Here is a 21,299-nt window from a genome sequence, read left to right as displayed (position 1 = left end):
TTAATATGAATATAAAAAAATGGATCGCCGTCCCTCTTATTCTGTTGATGGTAGCTTTGACAGGTTGCCAGGCAGTAGGTGGATTTGATGTAAGTAAAAATTTATTGGGAACACTTGATGTGAAATCCCAGCAGACAACGGAGAAAATCTCTATTAAATTGACTCCAAAAGAAGGAATCACGCAAGGAGATAAAGAAATCGTAGATTTGATTAATTCGATTTCTGTCACTGTGGATGAAGCCAAGGTACAATCGGAGGAACTTGCTTCTGCCAAAGGTACATTGCACATCGACAAGTATAATTTGCCGTTTGAACTTGCTTTAGACCGCCAAGGTTTGGCTATTCAACTGGAAGGTGCCAAAAAACCTTATTACATATCTTTGAACTCGCAAGAGAGTTTGAGCGGTCTGCCTGCTGGATTTGATCCATATGTATATTCCAAAGACGTGAGAGAGCTGACGAAAACAGCCGCTGCACTTATGCTTAAGCATGCGCCTAACCCTTCGACCATTTCTGCAACGTCTGTAACCGAGGAAGTATACGGTGAAAAAGACAAAGTGAAACTGACCCATCTGCATGCTGAACTTCGTGGTGATGAGCTGGTAACATTGGTAAAACCGTTCCTGGCGAATCTAGCAAAGGACGAAGCGGGCTTGAAAGAGCTGATCGGGCAAGCCATTGATATGACAAAAACGATCGCTTCCGGCATGAATATTGAAGGTAGTGATGAAGTAACAGCGGAACTGAGTGCCAACAAAGAAAAAATGGTCAATGAGGCTTACACTGAAGTTAAAAAGTATTTGGATCTGGCCGTTGATCAGTATGATGTAGGCGTTAGCACCATGTATGCACAGGCCCCTGAAATCAAAACGGTGCTGAGTGCTAACACGGTTCTGAAAAGTGACATGTATTTTGATGAAAAAGGAAATGTTCGTAAAGCGGCGACAGACCTGACGGTTGCTTTGCCAGATGTGGACGGTCTTCCGGTGAAGTCCTTCACAATTCTGACCGAAACTCAATCCTGGAACGTCAATGGTAGTGTGACGGCTGATAAAGTGGATATGTCTAACGGTGTTATTGACTTGAATAAACAAGCTGAATTAACTCCCGGAGCGACGTTGCGCAATTTTGAAGCGAATTCTCCGATCTACAACATTTTAAAAAATGATTTGGAAATTACAAAAGTAGAAACAACCTTCGATCCTAAAGACGATTACTACGTCTTGGAGAATCGTGGTGGCACTGCCTTTATTCCATTGCGTGAACTGACGAGCGAACTGAACTCCGAGTTAAAATGGGATGCAGCTGCCAAACAGACTACTGTAATTGATGATATTACAGGTAAGACGATTAAGCTGAAAAGTGGCTCCAAACAAGCTGTATTGGAAGGAAGCACATTGACGCTGCCACAAGCTCCATATACGGATGAATATGGCACATTATATGTTCCTTTCAAATCAGTTGCCGAGGCGCTTGGCGCCACAGTAACTCGTAACAGTGATGGAGAATATGTACTGAAACGCGACTAAAAAGAAATTCAAGGAACTAGCCCAATTAGGGGCTGGTTCTTTTTTTGTTATATTGGTAAAATGCTCAGTAAAGCGATTAAAATAAGCGCTTACAAATTTTAAAAGTGCCATACTTTTATACAGGGAAAATTGAGATAATTATAGTATCATTCCAGCATAGGAAAACACATACAATTAGGGGGATATACGATGAAAGATATGGATCTATTGAATTCCAGAGAGGGGCAAATGGTGCTTGCCCGAATGTACGGTCAACAGCAAATCTCTGAGCAAACGACTCGATATGAATCACTTATACAGGCGTATCGGGAGCATTTTGGTGTAGGGGATTTTGAACTGTTTAGTGCTCCGGGACGCTGCGAAATTGGTGGAAATCATACAGACCACAATCACGGAAAGGTGCTGGCAGGCAGTATTACACTCGATACCATCGCTGTAGCTTCTAAAGTGGAGGAGTCTGTAATTACATTTTTTTCTGAAGGCTACAAAACGAAATACATCATCGATTTAACCGACTTGTCGCCAAAACCGGAGGATGACAGTACGATGCTGCTGGTTCGTGGTATTGCCGCTGGTCTACTTGAATTCGGGTACCGTATCGGAGGATTCCAAGCTTATATATCAAGTAATGTATTCTCTGCTTCAGGTTTAAGCTCTTCCGCTTCTTTTGAAATGTTGATATGTACGATATTGAATCATTTTTATAACGAGGGAGCGTTAGATGCTGTTGCTAAATCCAAAATTGGTCAGTATGCGGAAAATGGCTATTGGAACAAGCCGTCGGGACTGCTCGATCAGATGGCTTGCGCTTATGGCGGCTTGATTTCCATTGACTTTGAAAATCCCAAGGAACCGGTCATAAATCCTGTTCATTGGAATTTTGAACAAAACGGATATTCCCTCGTTATTGTAAATACAGGTGGAAATCATGCTGATTTAACGGACGATTACGCGTCGGTGCCCAACGAAATGTTTGCAGTGGCTCAGTCTTTAGACGCTTCGGTTTGCCGTGACTTATTGCCTGAGGATCTGTATGCCAACCTCAAAATGGTTAGGGAAAAAGCAGGAGACCGTGCAGTGCTGCGGGCGTTGCATTTTTTTGAAGAAAATAGACGTGTGGATGAACAAGTCAAATCATTAGAGGAGGGGCGCTTTACTGATTTTCTGAGGCTCGTTACCGAATCTGGTAATTCCTCATGGAAATGGCTCCAAAACGTATATAGAAGTGGGATTGCGCGGGAACAAGACGTATCGGTTGCACTGGCTTTAACCGAAATGTATTTAAAATCAATAGATAACAGCGCATGCAGGGTACATGGTGGTGGCTTTGCTGGTGTCATCTTGACGATTCTTCCGAATGATCATGTGGATGCTTATAAGGAGTGGATCAGCGGAATGCTGGGAACTCCGGTACTTGTTGTCAACGTCCGCGAGGACGGTGCTGTTAATGTTAGTGATTTGATAAATGTTGAACGGACTCATAGAGAGTTTACAAACTAGTCAGTCAGTAGAAGACTTTAACCCATGGGTTAAAGTCTTCGTCCTTTTTATCGCCGATACAGCTTGGGTTTGCGTTATAATAAAGAGATGATAGTTTTAATGAAGGAGGGCCTGTCATGGCTATATACCCGTCCTGGTCCTATTCGCAATCGAGGGCTCAAACGTTCGACGAATGCTTACGCAAATACTATTATCATTATTACGGCTCGCATAATGGCTGGAATTCGGCACAGGGCACTGAAGAGCAAGTTACGTTGTATCGGCTCAAGCAACTGAGCAACTTATATATTTTATTCGGGAATATTACGCATCAAATGTGTGAATCAGTCATACGTGGATGGATGGAAAAAGGGGCTATCCCGCGCACAGCATACCTCGAGACAGCTATGAGGAACATGTTGAATGATAGCTACAAGGAATCGCTACACCGTGAGCTATGGCTACAAGATCCAAAAAATCGCGTCATGCTGGCGGAGGTTTATTACGACGACGAGGTGCTTCCGGAACGGATCGCCCTTATTAAGGAGCGGCAGCACGCGGTGATACACAATTTGTACCGTACTGCGGTTTGGCGTGAACTGCAACAGGGAAAGGCCCGAATTGTAGAAGTGGAGAAGTGGGATACGATGCTCCTTCATGAGACGAAAGTGTATGTCAAAATGGATTTGCTCTACCGTAGAGACAATGGAGACATGGTCATCGTGGATTGGAAAACAGGTAAGGAAGGCGATTTTTCCGACCAACTTTTTTTATATGCTTCCTATGTGCAGGAGCACTATCAGCTTCCTTTGGAGAAGATTGAGGTACGTGTGGAGTATTTGATGACAGGAGAGCATGAGGTATATCGTCCCGCGCGAGAGGATATCGACAAAGTGGTTAGTAATGTCGGACGATACATCGATGAAATGAAATCCTGTCTCGATGACGATTACTATAACCGTCCCAAGCCCGAGTCTTTCTTCACTCCGATGCCTTCACGCAGAGCGTGCGGAGGCTGTAATTTTCGTGAGGTGTGTAAGTACCGAGCGGTGTGAAATGATTTAATCGCCGTTGCCCCCGGATTCCTACCATAATTAAAGCTAGTGAATCCGGCCATATGGCAAATCTATAATTCTACTATATTTTGTAACCGCTTTATAATTTAGATGATGCGAGGTATGATAAGGGTATTATTGGAAAATGCGAAGGGGGAAGTTAGGAAGATGACGAGTACAGAACATGCACGTATTCTATTTCAGGGAGATTCTATAACAGACGGAGGAAGGGGACGAAATGAGGACGCGAACCATTGGCTGGGTCAGAGCTATGTGTATCTGATCGCAGGTGCATTGGGGAGCCGTTTGACTACCACACAGCCAGAATTTGTGAACCGGGGAATTTCGGGGGATCGAGTTTCGGATTTGTATGCACGCTGGAATGAGGACATGTATAGCCTGAAGCCGGACTTGCTCAGTATTCTAATCGGAGTGAACGATGCCTGGCGGATCGTAGAGCAGGAGCCGTCCGGAGTGACGGACCGATTTGAACGAGCCTATCGCCACCTTCTGGAAGAAACGCGTGAAGTGATGCCCGATATCGGGCTGGTGTTGTGTGAACCGTTTATTTTGAAAACGGGAGCTACCGAGGCGCGATGGGATATTTGGCAAGAAAAAATAACAGGATATCAGCGTATTGTACGTCAACTTGCGGACGAATTTGGGGCCGTATTTGTGCCGCTCCAGAGCATGTTGAACGAAGCTGCTACCAAGGCGGATGCCTCCTATTGGCTGCATGACGGGGTTCATCCGACAGCGGTTGGGCACCAGTTGATAGCTGATCAATGGATAGATATCGTGCAAAAGAGTCCGCTGGCGATTCGCTAACAGGGTCATACATAGTCTACTCCTTGTCATTTTTGGGTAATACACGATTATGGACATCATTACTTATGTTATGGTTCCATCCAAAAATGAATGTCAAAGGGGGTGCTTCTTGCTTCGTCATAAACGGAGCAAGAGAGGGCTATGGAAACGATAAATATCATTCTGGTTATATTACTTATCGCATTAACTGCTTTTTTTGTGGCCTCGGAGTATTCCATTATTCGTGTGCGGGTATCTCGCATCAATCAATTGGCCTCGGAAGGCAACAAAAATGCGAAAGCTGTTAAAAACATTCTGTCTCGGCTGGACGAGTATTTATCTGCTTGTCAGCTCGGAACCACATTAACCTCAATGGCGCTAGGCTGGCTAGGGGAATCTACTGTTGAACATCTGCTGCACCCCCTGTTTGAGTTGGCTCATATTCCGGCAGGCCTGACGGGAGTGCTCTCCTTTTTGCTGGCTTTTCTGATCTTGACCTATTTCGAGGTGGTCATTGGAGAGCTGGTACCCAAAACATTCGCCATACAGATTGCGGAACCGATGGCATTGTTTTTTGCCCGTCCGATCACGATATTCTATAAAATGACCTATCCCCTGAATTGGGTGCTCAGTCGTTCATCGCGTGTCATTACGGGTCTCTTCGGGCTCAAAAAGGTATCTGAAGAAGATGCGGCACTCAGTGAAGCCGAGCTTCGTTTGGCGTTATCTGAAGGCTTTCGTAGTGGTGAAATCACACCGACAGAATATCGATATCTGAACAATGTATTTGATTTTGACGACCGTGCGGCCCAGGAAATTATGGTACCGCGCATCCACATCCGTTCCATCTCCCACCAAGCAACAGTGGCTGAGTTTATGGAACTGATCGAGGACAAGGTTTATAATTTTTTACCAGTAGCTGAACATGGCGACCGGGATCGTATTATCGGGATGATTCGCGTTAAGGAAGCCCTGCATGATTTGGCCCGTGGGCACAGCACGGGAAATACGACGATGGCTTCTTATATTCATCCGGTGCTTCAGGTTATCGAGACGGTTCAGGCTCGGGATCTGCTGATTCAGATGCAAAAACAACGCATTCCAGTAGCGGTGCTGGTGGACGAATATGGTGGAACATCTGGACTTGTCACACTGGAGGACATTATGGAGGAGATTGTTGGAGACATTCCGCCCTATACCGACACCGAAACCCCCGCAGCGTTAACTCCACTCATTACAAAAACAGATGATCATCGTTACATACTCAAATCACAGGCGCTCATTCATGAGGTCAATCGTCGCTTGGAGACGGATATTGAGGCCGGGGACGTATATACGATTGGCGGATGGATGCTTTCTGAGCGTTTTGATATCCAGCAAGGAGAGAAGCTGACCATTGGTTTATGGGAATTTACCGTACTGGAAAAAAACAGTCACCAAATAGACACAATTGAAGCGATGAAGAAAACAGTCGTTGAACGGAAAAATGACAATGATTTTTAATAATGGAAATTGACTTTGTCGGTAACAGCTCGCTTAAGATGTGACGAATGGCCTGTAAAGCTTGTGGCAGCGCGATTCGTCCGTTATAAGATGCAATCTGCTACCTAGTAACATATTGTTTTTTGTAACTAGGATAGGGGACTTAAGGCTCTGTATCTTTATGCTCATAAATATATCTGTCTGTGAAAAATTCTACTAGAAATGTAGCAATTTTATGGTAAAATGGAATCAAATTTGAGTTTTTTGGGGTGGGCTACAGTACATGAAGATGTCACTAGGTACGAAAATGGTTACTGCATTTGTCTCAATTTCTGCAATAACCTATGGAACAAGCGCTTTTTTTATTTTTGTACTCAAGGACTGGCTTGCTCAAGGTACACAAGAATGGGTGTACACTTCGATCATTCTGTTATTGGGTGTCCTGTGGAGTGGCATTTTGGGCTGGTTGATCTCAAAATTACTCACACGGCCAATTGTTAGGTTGGCAAAGGCGGCAGAGGAAGCTTCGGCGGGGAACCTGTCTGTTGTGATTCCTGAACGTCGTTCGGAGGATGAAATTAAAGTTCTGTATGATGCATTTCGGCATATGATGCTGAACATTAAAGATATGTTCAATGAAATCTCGTACAGCACCAGAACCACTTCGCAAAGTGCGGAAAATCTGAGCTTGGCTATTGTACAGGCTACGACACAAATTGAGTCCATGTCTTCGGTGGTAGAAGATATTTTGAATGGCGTGGAGCAGCAAAAGCAAGCATCTGCCCAATCTATTAAAACAGCAGACCGAATGCTGGGCGATTTTAAAATGATGCGTAGCAAATCGGGGCATATGCTGGAACTGTCAGGCCATATGGAGCATTCAGTAGATTCGACGCAGACTGTATTTTCATCCCTGATGGATGGAATGGGAGAGCTGACAGCATCACATGGTCGTTCGCAGCAGGTAATTGCACGACTGGAAAAAGAAGCTTCCCAAATTGAAGCGATTACAAGCACCGTGAAAGATATTGCCGAACAGACCCATCTGCTGGCGTTAAATGCTTCCATAGAAGCGGCGCGTGCGGGAGAAGAAGGGAACGGGTTTGCGGTAGTGGCTCATCAAATTCGCGCACTTGCAGCTCAAAGTACGGAGTCTGTGCAGCAAATAAATGCCATCGTTAGCCGTGTCCAGTCACAAATCGTAGAGACAGTACAGTTGATGCATCAGCAAACGTCATTGGTCAGTGCTGAGGCGGAACGGACAAGCTCTGTGGATCAAACGCTGAACCATTTGAACGCTATTGTACGTGAATTTGTCGAGAGCATCCGTTTAATGGAAGAGGCCGTGACGGAGCAGACGAATCGGGTAGATCAAACCTTTGAGCAGATCCATCGTATTCAGCAAATGTCTGGGGCCTTCTCTGAAGGGGCTCACAAAATTTATACGGCTGCTCATGAGGAGACAGCAATTATGCAGGAAATTTCGTCTTCTTCCGAGGATTTGAAAGTGCTTACGAATAAACTCATGATGAAAACACGTGGAATGCAACTATAACAGAAACCCCCATGTGATGCATGATATGTACAAACAAAATGTAGCCGCTATACACCGGAAAACGAAGCAAAATGGTTCCCCGGTGTGTAGTGGCTATTTTTTAATTTCAAAAAACTCACATTGTTTTCTGGGGTGGTAAGCCAGATCACTGACGCTGGATTGCACGACGATGGTTTGATCGTCGAAACGGATTATGATTCCGCCAGAGCCAATCAATTGGTCATCCTGAAATACCCGTACACGAAGATGACGTTCCAGTGCCTCATTGAAATCCTGATCTGTAATTAATCGGCGATTAATGGCCATGAGGGTTCTCCTTTGAATATAATATCTTTTATCATAAAGGTAAGGTATGGAACAAGCAAGAAACACGGCTAGAACATAATCGGCTATTGGGTATAAAATAGAATGCAACGAAGCGAGAAAGAGATCAAAGGGGGCTAGCTATGGATAGGTCGTGGTCAGGGCCTTGGTTCGATGCCAACGCGCCAGAAGGGTTCGAGGCTTTTACTCCGTCACATGGGTTGGCTATATTGGGACTCATTGTATGCGTTTTGCTGCTGTGGCTGACTAGGGGATGGATTCGGTCGAACAAGCCTGTAAGTGAGGGAATTCGCTGGTTGTTAATTACAGTCCTCATTCTGTCAGAGGTGACTCTGAATATTTGGTATGTGATGCAGCATATTTGGGATGTCCAGACCTCATTGCCATTAGAACTGTGCAGTGTGACACTGCTGCTGTCTATCCTGATGCTCATTTTCCGAAGCCGCTGGTTATATCCGATCATCCTTTTTGCCGGAATTGGAGGGGCGCTCCAAGCAGTACTCACGCCTAATTTGGCATATGCCTTTCCGCATTATCGTTTTATCCATTTTTTCATAGCTCATAGTGCTATTATTTTGGCAGCCTTGTATATGACCTGGATAGAAGGACTTCGACCGACATGGAAGAGTGTGGGGGGAGCTATGCTTTTTCTGAATGGTTTGGCACTGGTGGTGTGGGTCGTAGATGATGCTCTCGGTGCTAACTACATGTTTCTAGCCGGAAAGCCGTCGACACCGTCGATATTGGATGTTTTGGGGCCATATCCTCTATACATTCTGGCAGAAGAAGCCATTGCACTGCTGTTCTTTTCTCTTCTGATGCTGTTGTTCGAGGTGCTCCCGGGAGGCAGGTTGTATGTCCGCTTTCGCAAAGGAGCTGTACATAGCGTTGACAGGTCGACATAAAACCGTCGTAAAGCCATATAAAAGCAGCCTTTTCCACAAGGTATATGACTAGGGATAAGGCTGCTAAGAATGCCTAAACAGTAGTATGGGTATAACGTTCCCCATTCTAATACTTAACGCAGTAGTGATTCTGCTCCGTCTACATAAATTTCCGTACCCGATACATGAGATGACTCGTCTGAGGCGAGAAACAGGACCAGATTGGCAACCTGCTCTGGCTCACCAGGGGCATCCTCTAGCGGATGCTCTCCGCCCTTCGGAAATTCGACTGGAATTTGTACCTTCTTCAAGTCTTCCGAAGGGTACGTGTTATCGTCAATTTCCGTGTCGATGGCTCCCGGGCATATCGCGTTGACCCGAATTTTGTAACGTGCGAGCTCCAGCGCTGCCATTTTCATAAACGCAACCTGAGCTGCCTTGGTGGAGGCGTAGGCTGAGAATCCAATACCCGAAAAGGTTCGATTACCGTTGATGGAGCTGGTAATGATAATGCTGCCGCCGTGTTCTTTCAGGTAAGGGACGGCATATTTAACGGTAGCAAAGGTGCCGCGAAGATTAATGTTCATCGTGCGGTCCCATTCCTCCAGCTCCAGCGTTTCAATGGGGGCCATGGTGCCGTTAATGCCTGCGTTGGCGAACACGATGTCGAGCTTTCCGTACGTTTCTACGACTTTAGCGAACCCCTGTTGAATCATATCCGGCTTGGAAATATCACATTCCAGCACAAGTGCTTCACCGCCAGCCCGCTCAATGATTGCTTTGGTCTCCTCTGCATGCTTGGGTGTCCGATCCAGCATGACCACCTTGGCGCCTTGTTCTGCAAAACGGATCGCGGTCGCCTTGCCGATTCCTGAACCTCCACCACTGACCACTGCTATCTTCCCTTGCAATCTCTGCTCTGCCATTGACTATTCCTCCCATTCCGTTCATAAACTAAACCTGACTCGTTATTCCAATACCTCTGTACGTTAATGGTGAAACAGTTACAGCTGGATTTCATCCCATTTGCGAAATATGGTAACATAGGCGAACCAGCAGGAACTTGTAGCAAAAACATATAGCAGGAACAAGTATCGGAGAAGACCGAGTGACGGAGGTGGATCGAATTGAGCTATAACGCAAATGACCAACCCGAATCGACAGACGCTATAGCACTGACCGGAAAAATCAAACCGTGGGCACTGAGCGGCCCCAGTATTCAAATCGATCCGTTGTTTCCCTATTACGCCAACCGTTCGCGGGACAGTATAGCAGATGAGATCGCCCTTGCGGGCTACCAGACTGTTCATTATTTTGTCGTGCGTGAAAATGAAGTGGATGGAGGGCTTGTTGCTGCTTTTCAACGCAGAGGCATAGCGGTGTGGGCGATGGTGCTAGGCAACGGTTCTTTTGGCGTGTCCCAGCTGCCGCCGGAGTGGAAAGGATGGCGCATGGAGTTGCTGCGCGAACCGAACGACGGGTTTCAGCGGCTTTCGCATTTTGCCCAGGAGTATGGGGAATGGAAAAAGAAAGCTGCTGCCCGGCTCGTCACCGACATTCCGTTCGACGGGTTCGAGGTGGCGGAGCCTTATTTCCCCGAATGGAACGGACTGCGCAGTGGAGTGTACGGGGATGTTGGGCCGCATGCACAGCGTGCCTTTCGCGAGCGTAGCGGTGAGGACATTCCAGATTTCCGCGACAAGCATGCGCGTAATTATTACCGGAAGGTTCCGAAACTGTACGCGCAGTGGGTCGATCTGCGTGTGGACGCCGTGAACGGCCTGATCAGCGAGCTGGTGAACGGCGCGGGCGGTGTGCGTGATGTCCGGCCGGACATCTGCGTGGCGACATGGTCGCTTGCTGTGAGCGGACGCGGCGATGTCCCAGGCCAGCTACGGGAATGGCAGGGTCTGGACGCCGTAGCTATGATCGGGTGCGTCGCCCCGGATATGCACGTACTTCAGACCCATTGGCCGGACTGGATGCGTCGCCGTCTGCCGCCCCAGTATACTCGCGGCTACGCCCGCATCGCACAGTCCATACGGGCCGCTTATCCGGGCCTGCCCCTCGGGGTGCAGGCGGATATTGGCTCCCTCGCGCGTATGGTACGGGATCGTGAGTGGACGCAGCGGTTTGGGGCTACCGCCCTCGAGGGCGGCTACGACGCCTGGACCGCCTATGAATACCATGTGGGTGGCTACATGTACGATGAGCCTCCCAAACCGCTTAGGGCGGAACGATCAGCCGAAGATGAGGTGGTTATTTCTTTCAGCAAGCGGATTGCCACACCGTCTATAGATGAGCTGCGTATTTGGAGTCGGGAGGACAGAGCAGGTACAACACGCGGCCTGAGCCGCCACCTAAGGAACAATTCACTAACGTTGCTGGAGCTTGTGGATGCCGTAGCAGACGGAAACCGTCTATTGCTGCGTATACGCAATTTACCAGCGGGGGCGTTTAGCTTGCGCCTTGATGGTGTACAGGATACACCGGAGCTGTGGCTGCTTAAGGGGAGAAAGGTACATCACAATCTGCCGGAGCATGAAGTGAGGGTTCCTTAAAATTTGGGTAATAACAAATTAACAGCTGTATACACGGCTCATTTGCCGTAGCATTTTCGAAGTGTATATATTAAGGCAACATCTTTTCAAAACATAAACAATAGTGGAGTGAAAAAAGTATGTGGGATTGGGATTATCTGATTCGGGTCATGTTCGCTGGCTTGTGCGGCGCGTTAATCGGCTATGAACGGAAGAGTCGGATGAAGGAGGCAGGCATTCGCACGCATTTCATTGTCGGTATTGGCGCAGCGCTCATGATGGTGGTATCCAAATATGGTTTTCAGGATCAAACCGTCTGGTCTAACCTGTCGCTGGACCCTTCCAGAATAGCAGCACAGGTTATAAGTGGAGTCGGCTTTATCGGCGCAGGCATGATTTTTACACAAAAAAATAGAATCAAAGGACTGACCACTGCCGCAGGCATCTGGACTACCGCCGGAATCGGTATTGCCGTAGGTGCAGGGATGTATGGGCTTGGTGCAGGTGTAACGCTGTTTATTTTAGCGGCTCAGTCCTTGCTCCATAGTCGTTTTTATCAGATGGCTACCCCGTCTACGCGACAAGTGGTTGTTCAGGTCGACAATGAACCGGGCGTACTGAATCGGATCAAAGAACTGCTGGAGTACAAGAAGCTGACGATTCACAGCTTTCACGCCGAGCGCATCAATAACGGTGAGCAGTTGGTTATTCATATGCTTTTAAAGCTGTCCCGGTCAGAGGGAGTGGAGGAATTGCTGTTACTGCTGCAAGAGATGGAAGGTATTCGTTCGGTCGAGACCAAGTCCAATTAGACGAATTTACTGCTCCTACAGTAGCTTTTTTGTCGAACGCTGGCGGCTCTTATAACGGAAAAAAACTTTAAAAATAATGATTGAAAACGCTTCCTTTTGTGTATATACTCTTACTACATCATAGAGGCAGCAGCTTAGAGAGCATCAAGGGATAAGCAAAAACGACCTCATGCGTATGCACAAGGTCGTTGCTGTTATCCCGTTTTGAAAGACTGATTTGATGTCTTACTTTACTTTGACTGGAGCTGGATATTTTTTACCCAGCGTATCCACAGTGACTTTTTTCATCGTAGCCGGTTGGATCGGTTTGTCATTGCTATCCCGTTTGGAATTGACGATAGCATCGACCACGTCTAGCCCGGACGTTACTTTACCGAAAGCGGCATATTGACCGTCGAGGTAGTCCGCATCGGCAACCATGATGAAAAATTGCGATCCGGCTGAATCCAGATCCGCTGAGCGGGCCATGGATAATACGCCACGTGTATGTTTGAGTGTATTGTTAACACCATTGCTCTTGAATTCGCCTTTGATACTGTAGCCGGGGCCACCTGTACCGTTACCTTGCGGATCACCACCCTGAATCATAAAGCCTGGGATTACACGGTGGAAAATGGTGCCGTTATAGGCTCCCTTTTGCACCAAAGAAATGAAATTGTTAACCGTGTTCGGTGCTACTTCCGGATACAGCTCCAGCTTAATTTTCTTACCATCATTCATGACAATCGTGACAATCGGATGTGAAACAGCCTTGCTTTTGTCTTTAGTCGCAGCAGGAGTTGTAGTGTTTGTCCGGCTGGCAGCCTCCACATCGGCCGCTTTTGTGCCACATCCAGCAACCAGCACGAGCATGATGGCCAGTAGGCACAGCGTATACCATGGGCGTATCGTTTTTCGGTTCATTGATATTCCTCCTGAAAGGTTGGATGGTGTAACATCCTAATTTATAGTTTGGGGGCAGCGCAGAACACTTTTCCATTTTCTATCATACCTTTTTTGCTGGGGATAAGGAAATACGGGTTTGAAAGCCGTATTCTTGACCCATACTGCTGCTATTCCCAAGGAAAGGGGCAGGATCATGATGGAGGTAGACAAAAAGCTGGCAAAAGGTCTCATATGGGGTATGGCGTTCAGTCTGCCGGTTTGGGTAGGGGTGCTGTACTCAGTACAACATATTCGTGACTGGCTATAACATAAAGCGTAAAGATAGGCCAAAACCGCTATGGTTTTGGCTTATTTGTATTTGTGCCAGTCCAAATTGCTGTTATTCAGTAGATGCTCGAAGTTGTTATCCAGCTTCTTCTGTTCAGCTTTTTTTGCTTCAAGGGCACGCTGCCGTTCGTCTTCTTTACGCTTGTCCTGTTCTGCTTGGGCTTCATTGGCTTGAGCCTTTAGCTTGTTCAACACATCCTGGCTCAACAGATCTTTTAACGTAGCAGGTTTGTCCTGAGCCGCAGGAGCAGGGGAAGACGAATTTCTCTTCTTAGCCATGTCATCATCTCCATTCCATTCGATTATATCAGCTTCTTCACGGTTGTTCCACGATTGAAGGATGAGGGGGGCGGTAGACTTTTCTAATTTAGAGGGTAATAATGGAATGAGCAGAAGGGACGTGTGGCATCATGCATCTATATTGGAAGCGAAACCTGGTCATTTTGTGGATTGGAGTATTGTTTTGCAGCATGGCCTATTCCGTGTCTATTCCGTTTTTACCTATTTTTCTGAATACGGAAATGGGCGTAAATGATCATCTGGAACTGTGGTCGGGGATTGCCTTTGGAGTCACTTTTTTAGCCAGCGCGCTGATTGCCCCATTTTGGGGTTCGCTTGCAGATAAGTATGGACGTAAGCCGATGCTGATTCGTTCAGGCTTTAGCCTGGCGGTGTTGTACCTGATATGTGCTTTTGTGACAGATCCATATGTATTCGTAGGAGTGCGGTTATTTCAAGGCCTTCTATCCGGGTTTATTCCTGCTGCGATTGCGCTGGTCGGAACGGGTTCGCCAGAAGAAAAAACCGGCTATGCGCTCGGTATAATGGCGACCGCTGGAGCGACAGGCAGCATTATAGGCCCGCTGATTGGCGGTGTGGTGAGCCATTATTATGGCAATCGGAATGCCTTTTTTTTCTCTGCGGCTCTTGTACTGGTATCTGCGTTAATTGCGACCTTTGGCGCTAGAGAGGACAGCTTCAAGGGAACCAGTACCCGCTCGCATGTTCGTGATGATATCAAGGAGGCTATTGCTAATCGGCCTTTGTACTTTTTGCTTATTTTGGCGGGGTTAAGTACCTTTTCTGTTATGATACTGGAACCGTTAATTACGGTATATGTGCTTGAAATGGGAGTTGATCGCAGCCAGGCGTCTTTAAGTTCCGGGATTGTATTCTCAGCCGTAGGCATTGCGGCGGTGTTGATGGCTCCCCGATGGGGACGGATTGGGGGACGGACTGGATTTGCACATGTGCTGCTGATTGGACTGATCGGTTCAGGAATCGGGAACATCTTACAATTTTTTGTAACCAACTTTGTTGGTTTTGGTGCGCTTCGGTTTGGATACGGATTGTTTTATGCGTCCGTCATGCCAGCTATCAACGCAATGACTGTGGAGGTCACCAAGCCGGAGTTTCGCGGACGAGCCTTTAGCTTGAACCAGTCAGCCACTCAACTCGCGACCATGGCAGGGCCATTGATTGGCGGCATGCTTGGCAGCTGGATGCCAATTCGCTGGATCTTTGTGTTAAACGGTGGCATATTGCTGCTTGCAGCGTTGTTGCTATGGGCCAAGGGAAAAAATGTTTTTCCGGTTTCAGCCAAGAGTAACGTAACGGATCGGGATATCCATTCTGCAGGATAGGGGAATGACACCAGATTGTCTAATGGTATAAGCTTTAGGCTTATAGAGCAGGTCTTTTTTTGCGCGATTAGATAATTATCCCAAACCTTTACTTTTAGTATACTTATTCATAACCCTCTACACTGATAATATGACAAGGAGGGATATATTATGATAAGAGACGACATTTTGCGTCAACAGCTTGAGAAAGCTCGTCAAAAGCTGTATATTTTGCAAGCAAAACATGGTTTTAATCATGCCAGTGTGCTCAGACAGTCTGTAATTATGGATAACCTCATCAATCAATATAACCACCTTTTTTATATAAAAGAAAAAAAGCCAACTGCATAAATACAACCGACTGGGCGAGAAACTTTTGGTGAGGTCACTCGCCCTTGTATTGTAGCGCTGATATTTATAACAACGATGCTTGTCTTAACTTTTATAACGAGTGCGCAATCTATCATCTTAGGTACGGTTTGTTTGATGTGCGCTTAGTAAAACACCGATAATAACGACCAAACCGCCGATGATTTGGCGCCATGTAATCGTTTCTTGCAAAAGCAACACAGAAAATAAGACACCAAATATCGGAACCAAATTCATTAGAGAAACGGAACTGCTCGGTGACAGCTTGATTAATCCGTAATTGTAAAGCAAAAACGCGATAACGGAGCAGAATACACCCAGATATACTAACAACATAAACGATCCTGTTGTCGGAATCTGCCAACGATCCTTTTCTAATAGAGCCAACGGTATAAAAAAGATACTCCCTGCAACGGTTTGGTAAAAAGATAATGTCACGGGTGGATATTTGTCCACAACCTTGCGCGTCATGAAAGTGTAAAACGCCCACGCAAAACCCGTTCCAATTAATATTAAATTTCCGATGAGTTGATTCTTACTATCCGAACTTTCGCCAACTGAAGTCAAGAAATATACCCCGATTATGGCCAATGCTATGCCGCAAATTTTATATTTGGATATTTTCACTTTATACAAAATAAGTTCAAGCAGCGATGTAATTGCGGGATAGGATGCAACAATTAATGCTGCGTTGGAAGCGGTAGTCAGGCTAACCCCTATATTCTCCATTGAAAAATAGAGAGTGATTCCCAAAACACCACTAAACGAAATCGTAGCCAAATCTTTTGGCTTTACTTTGACATGTTCTTTTTTAATCAGCAAAACGATACCTAGCACAACGGAAGCTATAATAAATCTGGATAGACCCAAGGTAAGAGGGGGGAACGTCGTGTAGGCTGCTTTAGTTGCAATAAACGATGTGCTCCAGATCAATAGGGCCAGAATCGTAGAACCGTAGTAAATCCGGTTGCTTTCCCTGTGATGAGCTATGACTTTATTCAAGTTGAATCCTCCCTGAGGTAATCCTCTGTGAAATAATAATAGTAGCTACCATAGTGACTACTATAAAAACGTTACTAAAAAGATAGTGTGTATATCAGTTTTTGTCAAGGGGAAGTGATATAGTAAGGATGAACACGAATTGAGGAGAAGACGTCATGAAACCAAAACCAAATATATTAGAAATTCTACGGGATTTGAATTTTAGTGAATATGAAGCCAAGGCTTATGTGACCTTATTGGAAAGCTCTCCACTTTCGGGATACGCCGTTTCATTGAATTCCGGGGTACCGAGGTCCAAAATTTACGAGGTTTTGTCTGGAATGGTCAACCGTGGGGATATCATGGTCAGTCAAGAAAATACGCCTCTGTATGTGCCGCTCCCGCCACATGAATTGATTGCTCAGAGAAAACGCAAAGCAGAGCAGATTTTCAATGTGGCGCAAGAGAGTTTGGAGCAGTACACAGCATCATTTCAAAACAGAGAGAATATTTGGAATATTTCGGGGTATGAAGCCATTATCAATCGCATAAATGAAGGGGTAAAAGGAGCAAAACACCGAATTTTATTGGAAATTTGGAAAGAGGATGCCGAGGTGTTCCGAGATGCCTTAGAGCAAGTCGCTCAACAAGGAATTGAAGTGATCATTGTAGCGTATGGGGAGCTTAACTTTGATTTCGCTACTGTTTACCGCCATGATATGAGTGAGGAGATTACGTCTGAAATTGGTGGTCGGTGGATTGTACTTAGCATAGACGACCGCGAGGTCGTAGCGGGCATACTTTCACTTGGTGATGACAGCCGCGCTGCATGGACGTTGCATCCGGGTCTGGTGATGCCGATTACGGAAGTGATTATTCATGATATTTATATCATGGAAATCCTATATGAGTTCCGTGAAGAACTAGAGGAAAAATTCGGTCCTAATCTAATTCATCTTCGCAATAAATTCGCTATGGGTCCGAATGGCAAAGGATATTATATTCCTTTGACTGAAAAAAGCATTAACCGTATATAGAGATTGTTCGAGGTGCGATGTACAAAAATAAAAAGGCCCATGGAGTGTTATTCCATGAGCCTAATTTTATTGGATGTTGTGTTTTATTATTTTACGGTTACAATCACACGTTGGTAATGTTTCAAAGGATGTTTACCATTGTCCTGTACTTCTGCAATGATATGAATCGTATTTCCAGACTTAGCATCTGCAGGAACTGTGAAACTTGCTGTATTTGTGTCACTACCTTGCAAGTCAATCGTGTTTACTTTCTCGCCTTTAGCTACTTCACGATGAAGCCCAAGCTGCATGTCACCCAGCATTTCAGGCTTAACCTCTGCTGGTTTTACTTTAGAATCTTCATACGTGTCTGCTTCAAAATATCTCCACCATTTATAGGTCAACTGGTCACCGTCGGGATCTGAACCTTCGGCATGCAGGGTTATTTTCTCCCCTGGACTAGCGGTTAGGTCTAATCCTTCTTTAATGGTCAATGTTGGATTATGGTTAGCATCTTTGTAGTCGGATGCCATAGCCCAATCTGCACGAGCAGCAAAGTCATTTTGAATATCATCAAACCAACGCATCAGAGAATATTCTGCTTCGAATTTTTTCGTATGCACATCATAATCTAACACGGTATTTCTAAATAATTTATCGTTAACGACACCGAAACGACCTCCCCAGCCACCGTAGGTTGGGTTTTCCATACTCCGCAATCCGTTATCTATTAAATAGAAGAAGGATGGAGAATCACCTTCAGAAATAAAGTCATACTTGTCGTATTGTGGATTTTTCTTTAAGTAGGCTTCACTGCCTCTTTGTTCTTCATCCAACTCGCCTTTGATGATATTGCCATCGCCCATCAAGGCATACATATTGAGCAACTTGCCATGACCATCTTTAATATTTTTGAAGTTCCATTCCCCATGCAACTTGCTGTTTACTTCTTCTGTGTGCATTTTCCAAGCATAAGCGAAATGCCAGAAGTTAGATTGATCATTAATAATTCTGATGTCAGGCCAATTTTTAGCGATGTAATTATTGTAGCTATCGTCTTGGTCCAAAATGATGTACAGTACGAGTTTATCACTTACTTTTTTTTGAATCGTTTCCCATTGATCTGTATTTTTATATTCGTCTTCAATGGACTTTAGAGCTCTGGCTGTGGTGTTGGTTCCACCCCAAGTTTGAACATATAAATCTCTTTTGTCATCATCCAGGAAAAGTGTTTTCAGGAAATTGGAGCCTTCCGTTTCTTTGTCCATTTCACCTTTATTTGAAATGTTACCTATTTTGGTAACGCTCTTGATATATTCAGGCTTTGGATATCCCTCGGCATGCTTGATTAAGTTGGGATAAATCTCTCCGTAGGCATCGATCATGTCCGTTACCCATTGTGTTCCGGTCCATCTAAAGGGCTTGATGCCAGCCTTTTCATCACCTGCATAATGATATACTGAGCTAGTTAGTACAATCCCGGACAAATCCATTTCATTGGAGTAAAGAAGAAAGCGAATGACAGAGTTCATATCATCTACTTCTCCATCGGTAGTGATCACTGTTCTGGCCTTGGTTGCTTTATTTTCTACTTTATTTTCCGTTTGTTTTTCTGTTGGAGCAGCGCTTTCATCTTTCACAACGGCGGGTGCCTTACCACTGCAACCACTGATGATCAGGATACATATCATGGCTAATAGAAAAATGCTTAACCCTTTTCTTTCTCTCATTTCTGTTCCCCTCTCTGAACGTTACTATGATGTTTTTTTAGGATTATAACCATGTAGGTATTCATTTTATTCAAGATTTAGGCATAAAAAAAACCTAAACATATATATGCCTCGACAAATATCGAGCATATATACATTTAGGTTTTGCCTGCATGATCAGTCACAATCCTGATTCAATTTTACACCAATGTCCGAGAAAATGAAAGCGGTTTATGAATCCCGGCATAAAATTAGTTTTAGGCTTTGAATAAACCGGATTCTTTGACTTCAGACAGGAAGTTGTGGAACTCAGGAATGTTCAGCTGTTGCTGAGCATCGGACAAAGCGACTGCCGGGTTCGGATGAACTTCCACCATGATACCGTCAGCTCCAGCAGCCAGGGCAGCTTTGGCGCAAGGGGCCAGGATGTCCTTACGTCCTGTGGAGTGAGTCACGTCCACCAATACAGGCAGATGGCTTTCCTTTTTCAAAATCGGAACAGCGGAAATATCCAGCGTGTTACGCGTCCATTTTTCGTACGTACGGATACCGCGTTCAATCAGCATAACTTGCGTGTTACCACGGGAAACGATGTATTCAGCAGCATGAAGGAACTCTTCCATTGTGGCAGCCAGTCCGCGTTTGAGCAGAACCGGAGTTCTGGTTTCACCCGCAGCTTTGAGCAATTCAAAGTTGTGCATGTTACGCGCACCAATTTGAATAATGTCGATGTATTGGATCGCTTCCTCCAAATGTCTTGGATCGACGATTTCACTGATTGTAGCCAGCCCGAACTCGTCGCCTACACGTTTGAGAATTTGCAGGCCTTCCACACCCAGTCCTTGGAAATCGTACGGAGACGTACGTGGTTTGAACGCGCCACCCCGAAGAATCGGCACACCGGCTTCCTTGAGAGCTGCACCTACTTCACGAGTTTGCTGGTAGCTTTCCACCGAGCAGGGACCTGCGACCATGATGGAGGCTTTGCCGCCCACCAGCGTATCTTTAACCTTAATAACTGTGCTATCTGGTTGATTTTTGCGGCTGACGATCAGATGTTTTTTGTGTTCTTCTTTTTGATAGTTCAAAGAAGCCTTGAAAATATTTTTGAACAGCTGGCGAATCGTAGCATCGTCAAAAGGTCCACGGTTAGCCGCGATCAGCTTGTCCAGCATTTGTTGCTCACGTACCGGATCAAAGTCAGGTACCCCTTGAGCTTCCTTCAATTTTCCAAGTTGTCCCGCCAGTTCAGCGCGTTGGGACAGCAGCTCCAGCAATTGCAAGTTTGTAGCATCGAGCTGTTCCCGCAACAGCTCCAAAGAATTTTCATTGGTTGACATACAGTACACCCTTCCCGAATTTAAATTTGTTTTTTTCTGTTAGCCGATAGACTTTTTTTGCAGAAAATAACACAAAAAGGCACTCGTCGCAAGGGACGAATGCCGTGGTACCACCCTAATTACAGAAGTATACATACGAATCGTCAACGTCGTTCAGTCGACGGCAGTAACTTCTGAGCTTGATGCCCGTAACGGGGGCTTCCGGAAACCTCTACTGCGGACAAAGGAATGAATCCTTCTGTCGGTTCAAGGCTCGACTCGGGAGTGAATTTCAACGCGGGATTGCGGTACGCTCTCAGCAATTCGTACCTTTCTGTGGGAATCCGTTAGACGTTTACTTGTCTCCGTCACTGTCTTTGTTCATGGTATTCAAAAGATTTGACCTTATTTTAAACAAAGTAGGTGCAGAAGGCAAGCCCTGATTATCAGGTTCAAGTTTTTGCCCTTGAATTGCTGCCCTTTCATTTTCCTTGATCCCTGGGTTCGGGCTTCGCAGATGCGACTCCTCGCGGGTTATCTTCGGCTGAGATATCGTCCGTAATTGTCTTGTCCGCGGTCCTACGTTCGTCTGCTTCCACAGGAT

The 21,299-nt window shown here is 45.7% G+C and carries 19 protein-coding genes and 1 other annotated feature; of the genes, 12 read left to right on the top strand and 7 right to left on the bottom strand.

Annotated features, from left to right (window positions below; all coding sequences use genetic code 11):
• Positions 1 to 5 precede the first annotated feature (5 nt).
• The 6 genes from AC5ELV_RS16815 to AC5ELV_RS16790 all read left to right on the top strand — a co-directional run bounded on the left by AC5ELV_RS16815 (position 6) and on the right by AC5ELV_RS16790 (position 7,907).
• A complete protein-coding gene (locus tag AC5ELV_RS16815) occupies positions 6 to 1,529 on the top strand; it encodes a copper amine oxidase N-terminal domain-containing protein (protein ID WP_493431076.1) in 1,524 nt (507 codons plus the stop codon).
• A gap of 189 nt (positions 1,530 to 1,718) precedes the next feature.
• On the top strand, positions 1,719 to 3,029 hold the full coding sequence (locus AC5ELV_RS16810; RefSeq protein ID WP_493431075.1) for a galactokinase: 1,311 nt from the start codon (positions 1,719 to 1,721) through the stop codon (positions 3,027 to 3,029).
• 116 nt (positions 3,030 to 3,145) lie between these two features.
• Complete coding sequence (locus AC5ELV_RS16805) at positions 3,146 to 4,063, top strand: PD-(D/E)XK nuclease family protein (RefSeq protein ID WP_493431074.1); 918 nt, start codon at positions 3,146 to 3,148, stop codon at positions 4,061 to 4,063.
• A 168-nt stretch (positions 4,064 to 4,231) separates the two neighbouring features.
• Positions 4,232 to 4,891 carry an SGNH/GDSL hydrolase family protein gene (locus AC5ELV_RS16800; RefSeq protein WP_493431073.1) on the top strand — a complete coding sequence of 220 codons (660 nt, stop codon included), beginning with the start codon at positions 4,232 to 4,234 and terminating at the stop codon, positions 4,889 to 4,891.
• Between the two features lie 141 nt (positions 4,892 to 5,032).
• Positions 5,033 to 6,373 carry a hemolysin family protein gene (locus tag AC5ELV_RS16795; RefSeq protein ID WP_493431072.1) on the top strand — a complete coding sequence of 447 codons (1,341 nt, stop codon included), beginning with the start codon at positions 5,033 to 5,035 and terminating at the stop codon, positions 6,371 to 6,373.
• Positions 6,374 to 6,635: 262 nt separating this feature from the next.
• A complete protein-coding gene (locus tag AC5ELV_RS16790) occupies positions 6,636 to 7,907 on the top strand; it encodes a methyl-accepting chemotaxis protein (protein ID WP_029516103.1) in 1,272 nt (423 codons plus the stop codon).
• A 93-nt stretch (positions 7,908 to 8,000) separates the two neighbouring features.
• On the opposite strand, the gene AC5ELV_RS16785 is transcribed toward AC5ELV_RS16790, so the two are convergent.
• Entirely contained in the window at positions 8,001 to 8,213 is a 213-nt protein-coding gene (locus AC5ELV_RS16785) for a hypothetical protein (RefSeq protein ID WP_013309048.1), read from the bottom strand.
• Between the two features lie 140 nt (positions 8,214 to 8,353).
• Here AC5ELV_RS16785 and AC5ELV_RS16780 point away from each other — a divergent pair, with 140 nt between their 5' ends.
• Positions 8,354 to 9,136, top strand: coding sequence for a YwaF family protein (locus AC5ELV_RS16780; protein ID WP_493431071.1), 783 nt, complete (start codon positions 8,354 to 8,356; stop codon positions 9,134 to 9,136).
• Between the two features lie 113 nt (positions 9,137 to 9,249).
• Here AC5ELV_RS16780 and AC5ELV_RS16775 read toward each other — a convergent pair whose 3' ends face one another.
• The gene (locus tag AC5ELV_RS16775) at positions 9,250 to 10,041 is read right to left on the bottom strand and encodes an SDR family oxidoreductase (protein ID WP_493431070.1); all 792 of its coding nucleotides are present in this window, start codon (positions 10,039 to 10,041) and stop codon (positions 9,250 to 9,252) included.
• Positions 10,042 to 10,242: 201 nt separating this feature from the next.
• On the opposite strand from AC5ELV_RS16775, the gene AC5ELV_RS16770 reads away from it, so the two are divergent.
• Positions 10,243 to 11,676 carry an N-acyl-D-glucosamine 2-epimerase gene (locus AC5ELV_RS16770; protein ID WP_493431069.1) on the top strand — a complete coding sequence of 478 codons (1,434 nt, stop codon included), beginning with the start codon at positions 10,243 to 10,245 and terminating at the stop codon, positions 11,674 to 11,676.
• 119 nt (positions 11,677 to 11,795) lie between these two features.
• Entirely contained in the window at positions 11,796 to 12,467 is a 672-nt protein-coding gene (locus tag AC5ELV_RS16765) for an MgtC/SapB family protein (protein WP_493431068.1), read from the top strand.
• A 225-nt stretch (positions 12,468 to 12,692) separates the two neighbouring features.
• Here the strand turns inward: AC5ELV_RS16765 and AC5ELV_RS16760 are convergent, their stop codons facing one another.
• A complete protein-coding gene (locus AC5ELV_RS16760; RefSeq protein ID WP_258296154.1) occupies positions 12,693 to 13,370 on the bottom strand; it encodes a peptidylprolyl isomerase in 678 nt (225 codons plus the stop codon).
• Between the two features lie 330 nt (positions 13,371 to 13,700).
• The gene (locus AC5ELV_RS16755) at positions 13,701 to 13,958 is read right to left on the bottom strand and encodes a YqkE family protein (protein ID WP_025685196.1); all 258 of its coding nucleotides are present in this window, start codon (positions 13,956 to 13,958) and stop codon (positions 13,701 to 13,703) included.
• 131 nt (positions 13,959 to 14,089) lie between these two features.
• Here AC5ELV_RS16755 and AC5ELV_RS16750 point away from each other — a divergent pair, with 131 nt between their 5' ends.
• Positions 14,090 to 15,322, top strand: a complete 1,233-nt coding sequence (locus AC5ELV_RS16750) for an MFS transporter (protein ID WP_493431067.1) — start codon at positions 14,090 to 14,092, stop codon at positions 15,320 to 15,322.
• A 150-nt stretch (positions 15,323 to 15,472) separates the two neighbouring features.
• Entirely contained in the window at positions 15,473 to 15,652 is a 180-nt protein-coding gene (locus AC5ELV_RS16745; protein ID WP_025723205.1) for an aspartyl-phosphate phosphatase Spo0E family protein, read from the top strand.
• 117 nt (positions 15,653 to 15,769) lie between these two features.
• Here AC5ELV_RS16745 and AC5ELV_RS16740 read toward each other — a convergent pair whose 3' ends face one another.
• On the bottom strand, positions 15,770 to 16,672 hold the full coding sequence (locus AC5ELV_RS16740) for a DMT family transporter (RefSeq protein ID WP_493431066.1): 903 nt from the start codon (positions 16,670 to 16,672) through the stop codon (positions 15,770 to 15,772).
• Positions 16,673 to 16,827: 155 nt separating this feature from the next.
• Here AC5ELV_RS16740 and AC5ELV_RS16735 point away from each other — a divergent pair, with 155 nt between their 5' ends.
• Positions 16,828 to 17,688 carry a TrmB family transcriptional regulator gene (locus tag AC5ELV_RS16735; protein ID WP_493431065.1) on the top strand — a complete coding sequence of 287 codons (861 nt, stop codon included), beginning with the start codon at positions 16,828 to 16,830 and terminating at the stop codon, positions 17,686 to 17,688.
• Between the two features lie 86 nt (positions 17,689 to 17,774).
• Here AC5ELV_RS16735 and AC5ELV_RS16730 read toward each other — a convergent pair whose 3' ends face one another.
• Both AC5ELV_RS16730 and AC5ELV_RS16725 read right to left on the bottom strand, forming a co-directional pair.
• Positions 17,775 to 19,397: a DUF1593 domain-containing protein gene (locus AC5ELV_RS16730; RefSeq protein WP_493431064.1), complete on the bottom strand. Its 1,623-nt coding sequence runs from the start codon at positions 19,395 to 19,397 to the stop codon at positions 17,775 to 17,777.
• Between the two features lie 236 nt (positions 19,398 to 19,633).
• Positions 19,634 to 20,716: a bifunctional 3-deoxy-7-phosphoheptulonate synthase/chorismate mutase gene (locus AC5ELV_RS16725; RefSeq protein ID WP_013309063.1), complete on the bottom strand. Its 1,083-nt coding sequence runs from the start codon at positions 20,714 to 20,716 to the stop codon at positions 19,634 to 19,636.
• 88 nt (positions 20,717 to 20,804) lie between these two features.
• Positions 20,805 to 21,076 (bottom strand) — a binding site (T-box leader).
• Between the last annotated feature and the right edge of the window lie 223 nt (positions 21,077 to 21,299).

Source organism: Paenibacillus sp. NMA1017, from assembly GCF_058895805.1.
Note: the sequence above shows the minus strand (reverse complement) of the source record. Positions and strands in the feature narration are given on the sequence as shown.

What these genes read in the sequence shown, in the direction of transcription:
- AC5ELV_RS16815 (WP_493431076.1), top strand. Translation starts at nt 6, where the DNA reads ATGAATATAAAAAAATGGATCGCCGTCCCTCTTATTCTGTTGATGGTA.
- AC5ELV_RS16810 (WP_493431075.1), top strand. Translation starts at nt 1,719, where the DNA reads ATGAAAGATATGGATCTATTGAATTCCAGAGAGGGGCAAATGGTGCTT.
- AC5ELV_RS16805 (WP_493431074.1), top strand. Translation starts at nt 3,146, where the DNA reads ATGGCTATATACCCGTCCTGGTCCTATTCGCAATCGAGGGCTCAAACG.
- AC5ELV_RS16800 (WP_493431073.1), top strand. Translation starts at nt 4,232, where the DNA reads ATGACGAGTACAGAACATGCACGTATTCTATTTCAGGGAGATTCTATA.
- AC5ELV_RS16795 (WP_493431072.1), top strand. Translation starts at nt 5,033, where the DNA reads ATGGAAACGATAAATATCATTCTGGTTATATTACTTATCGCATTAACT.
- AC5ELV_RS16790 (WP_029516103.1), top strand. Translation starts at nt 6,636, where the DNA reads ATGAAGATGTCACTAGGTACGAAAATGGTTACTGCATTTGTCTCAATT.
- AC5ELV_RS16785 (WP_013309048.1), bottom strand. Translation starts at nt 8,213, where the DNA reads ATGGCCATTAATCGCCGATTAATTACAGATCAGGATTTCAATGAGGCA.
- AC5ELV_RS16780 (WP_493431071.1), top strand. Translation starts at nt 8,354, where the DNA reads ATGGATAGGTCGTGGTCAGGGCCTTGGTTCGATGCCAACGCGCCAGAA.
- AC5ELV_RS16775 (WP_493431070.1), bottom strand. Translation starts at nt 10,041, where the DNA reads ATGGCAGAGCAGAGATTGCAAGGGAAGATAGCAGTGGTCAGTGGTGGA.
- AC5ELV_RS16765 (WP_493431068.1), top strand. Translation starts at nt 11,796, where the DNA reads ATGTGGGATTGGGATTATCTGATTCGGGTCATGTTCGCTGGCTTGTGC.
- AC5ELV_RS16760 (WP_258296154.1), bottom strand. Translation starts at nt 13,370, where the DNA reads ATGAACCGAAAAACGATACGCCCATGGTATACGCTGTGCCTACTGGCC.
- AC5ELV_RS16755 (WP_025685196.1), bottom strand. Translation starts at nt 13,958, where the DNA reads ATGGCTAAGAAGAGAAATTCGTCTTCCCCTGCTCCTGCGGCTCAGGAC.
- AC5ELV_RS16750 (WP_493431067.1), top strand. Translation starts at nt 14,090, where the DNA reads ATGCATCTATATTGGAAGCGAAACCTGGTCATTTTGTGGATTGGAGTA.
- AC5ELV_RS16745 (WP_025723205.1), top strand. Translation starts at nt 15,473, where the DNA reads ATGATAAGAGACGACATTTTGCGTCAACAGCTTGAGAAAGCTCGTCAA.
- AC5ELV_RS16735 (WP_493431065.1), top strand. Translation starts at nt 16,828, where the DNA reads ATGAAACCAAAACCAAATATATTAGAAATTCTACGGGATTTGAATTTT.
- AC5ELV_RS16730 (WP_493431064.1), bottom strand. Translation starts at nt 19,397, where the DNA reads ATGAGAGAAAGAAAAGGGTTAAGCATTTTTCTATTAGCCATGATATGT.
- AC5ELV_RS16725 (WP_013309063.1), bottom strand. Translation starts at nt 20,716, where the DNA reads ATGTCAACCAATGAAAATTCTTTGGAGCTGTTGCGGGAACAGCTCGAT.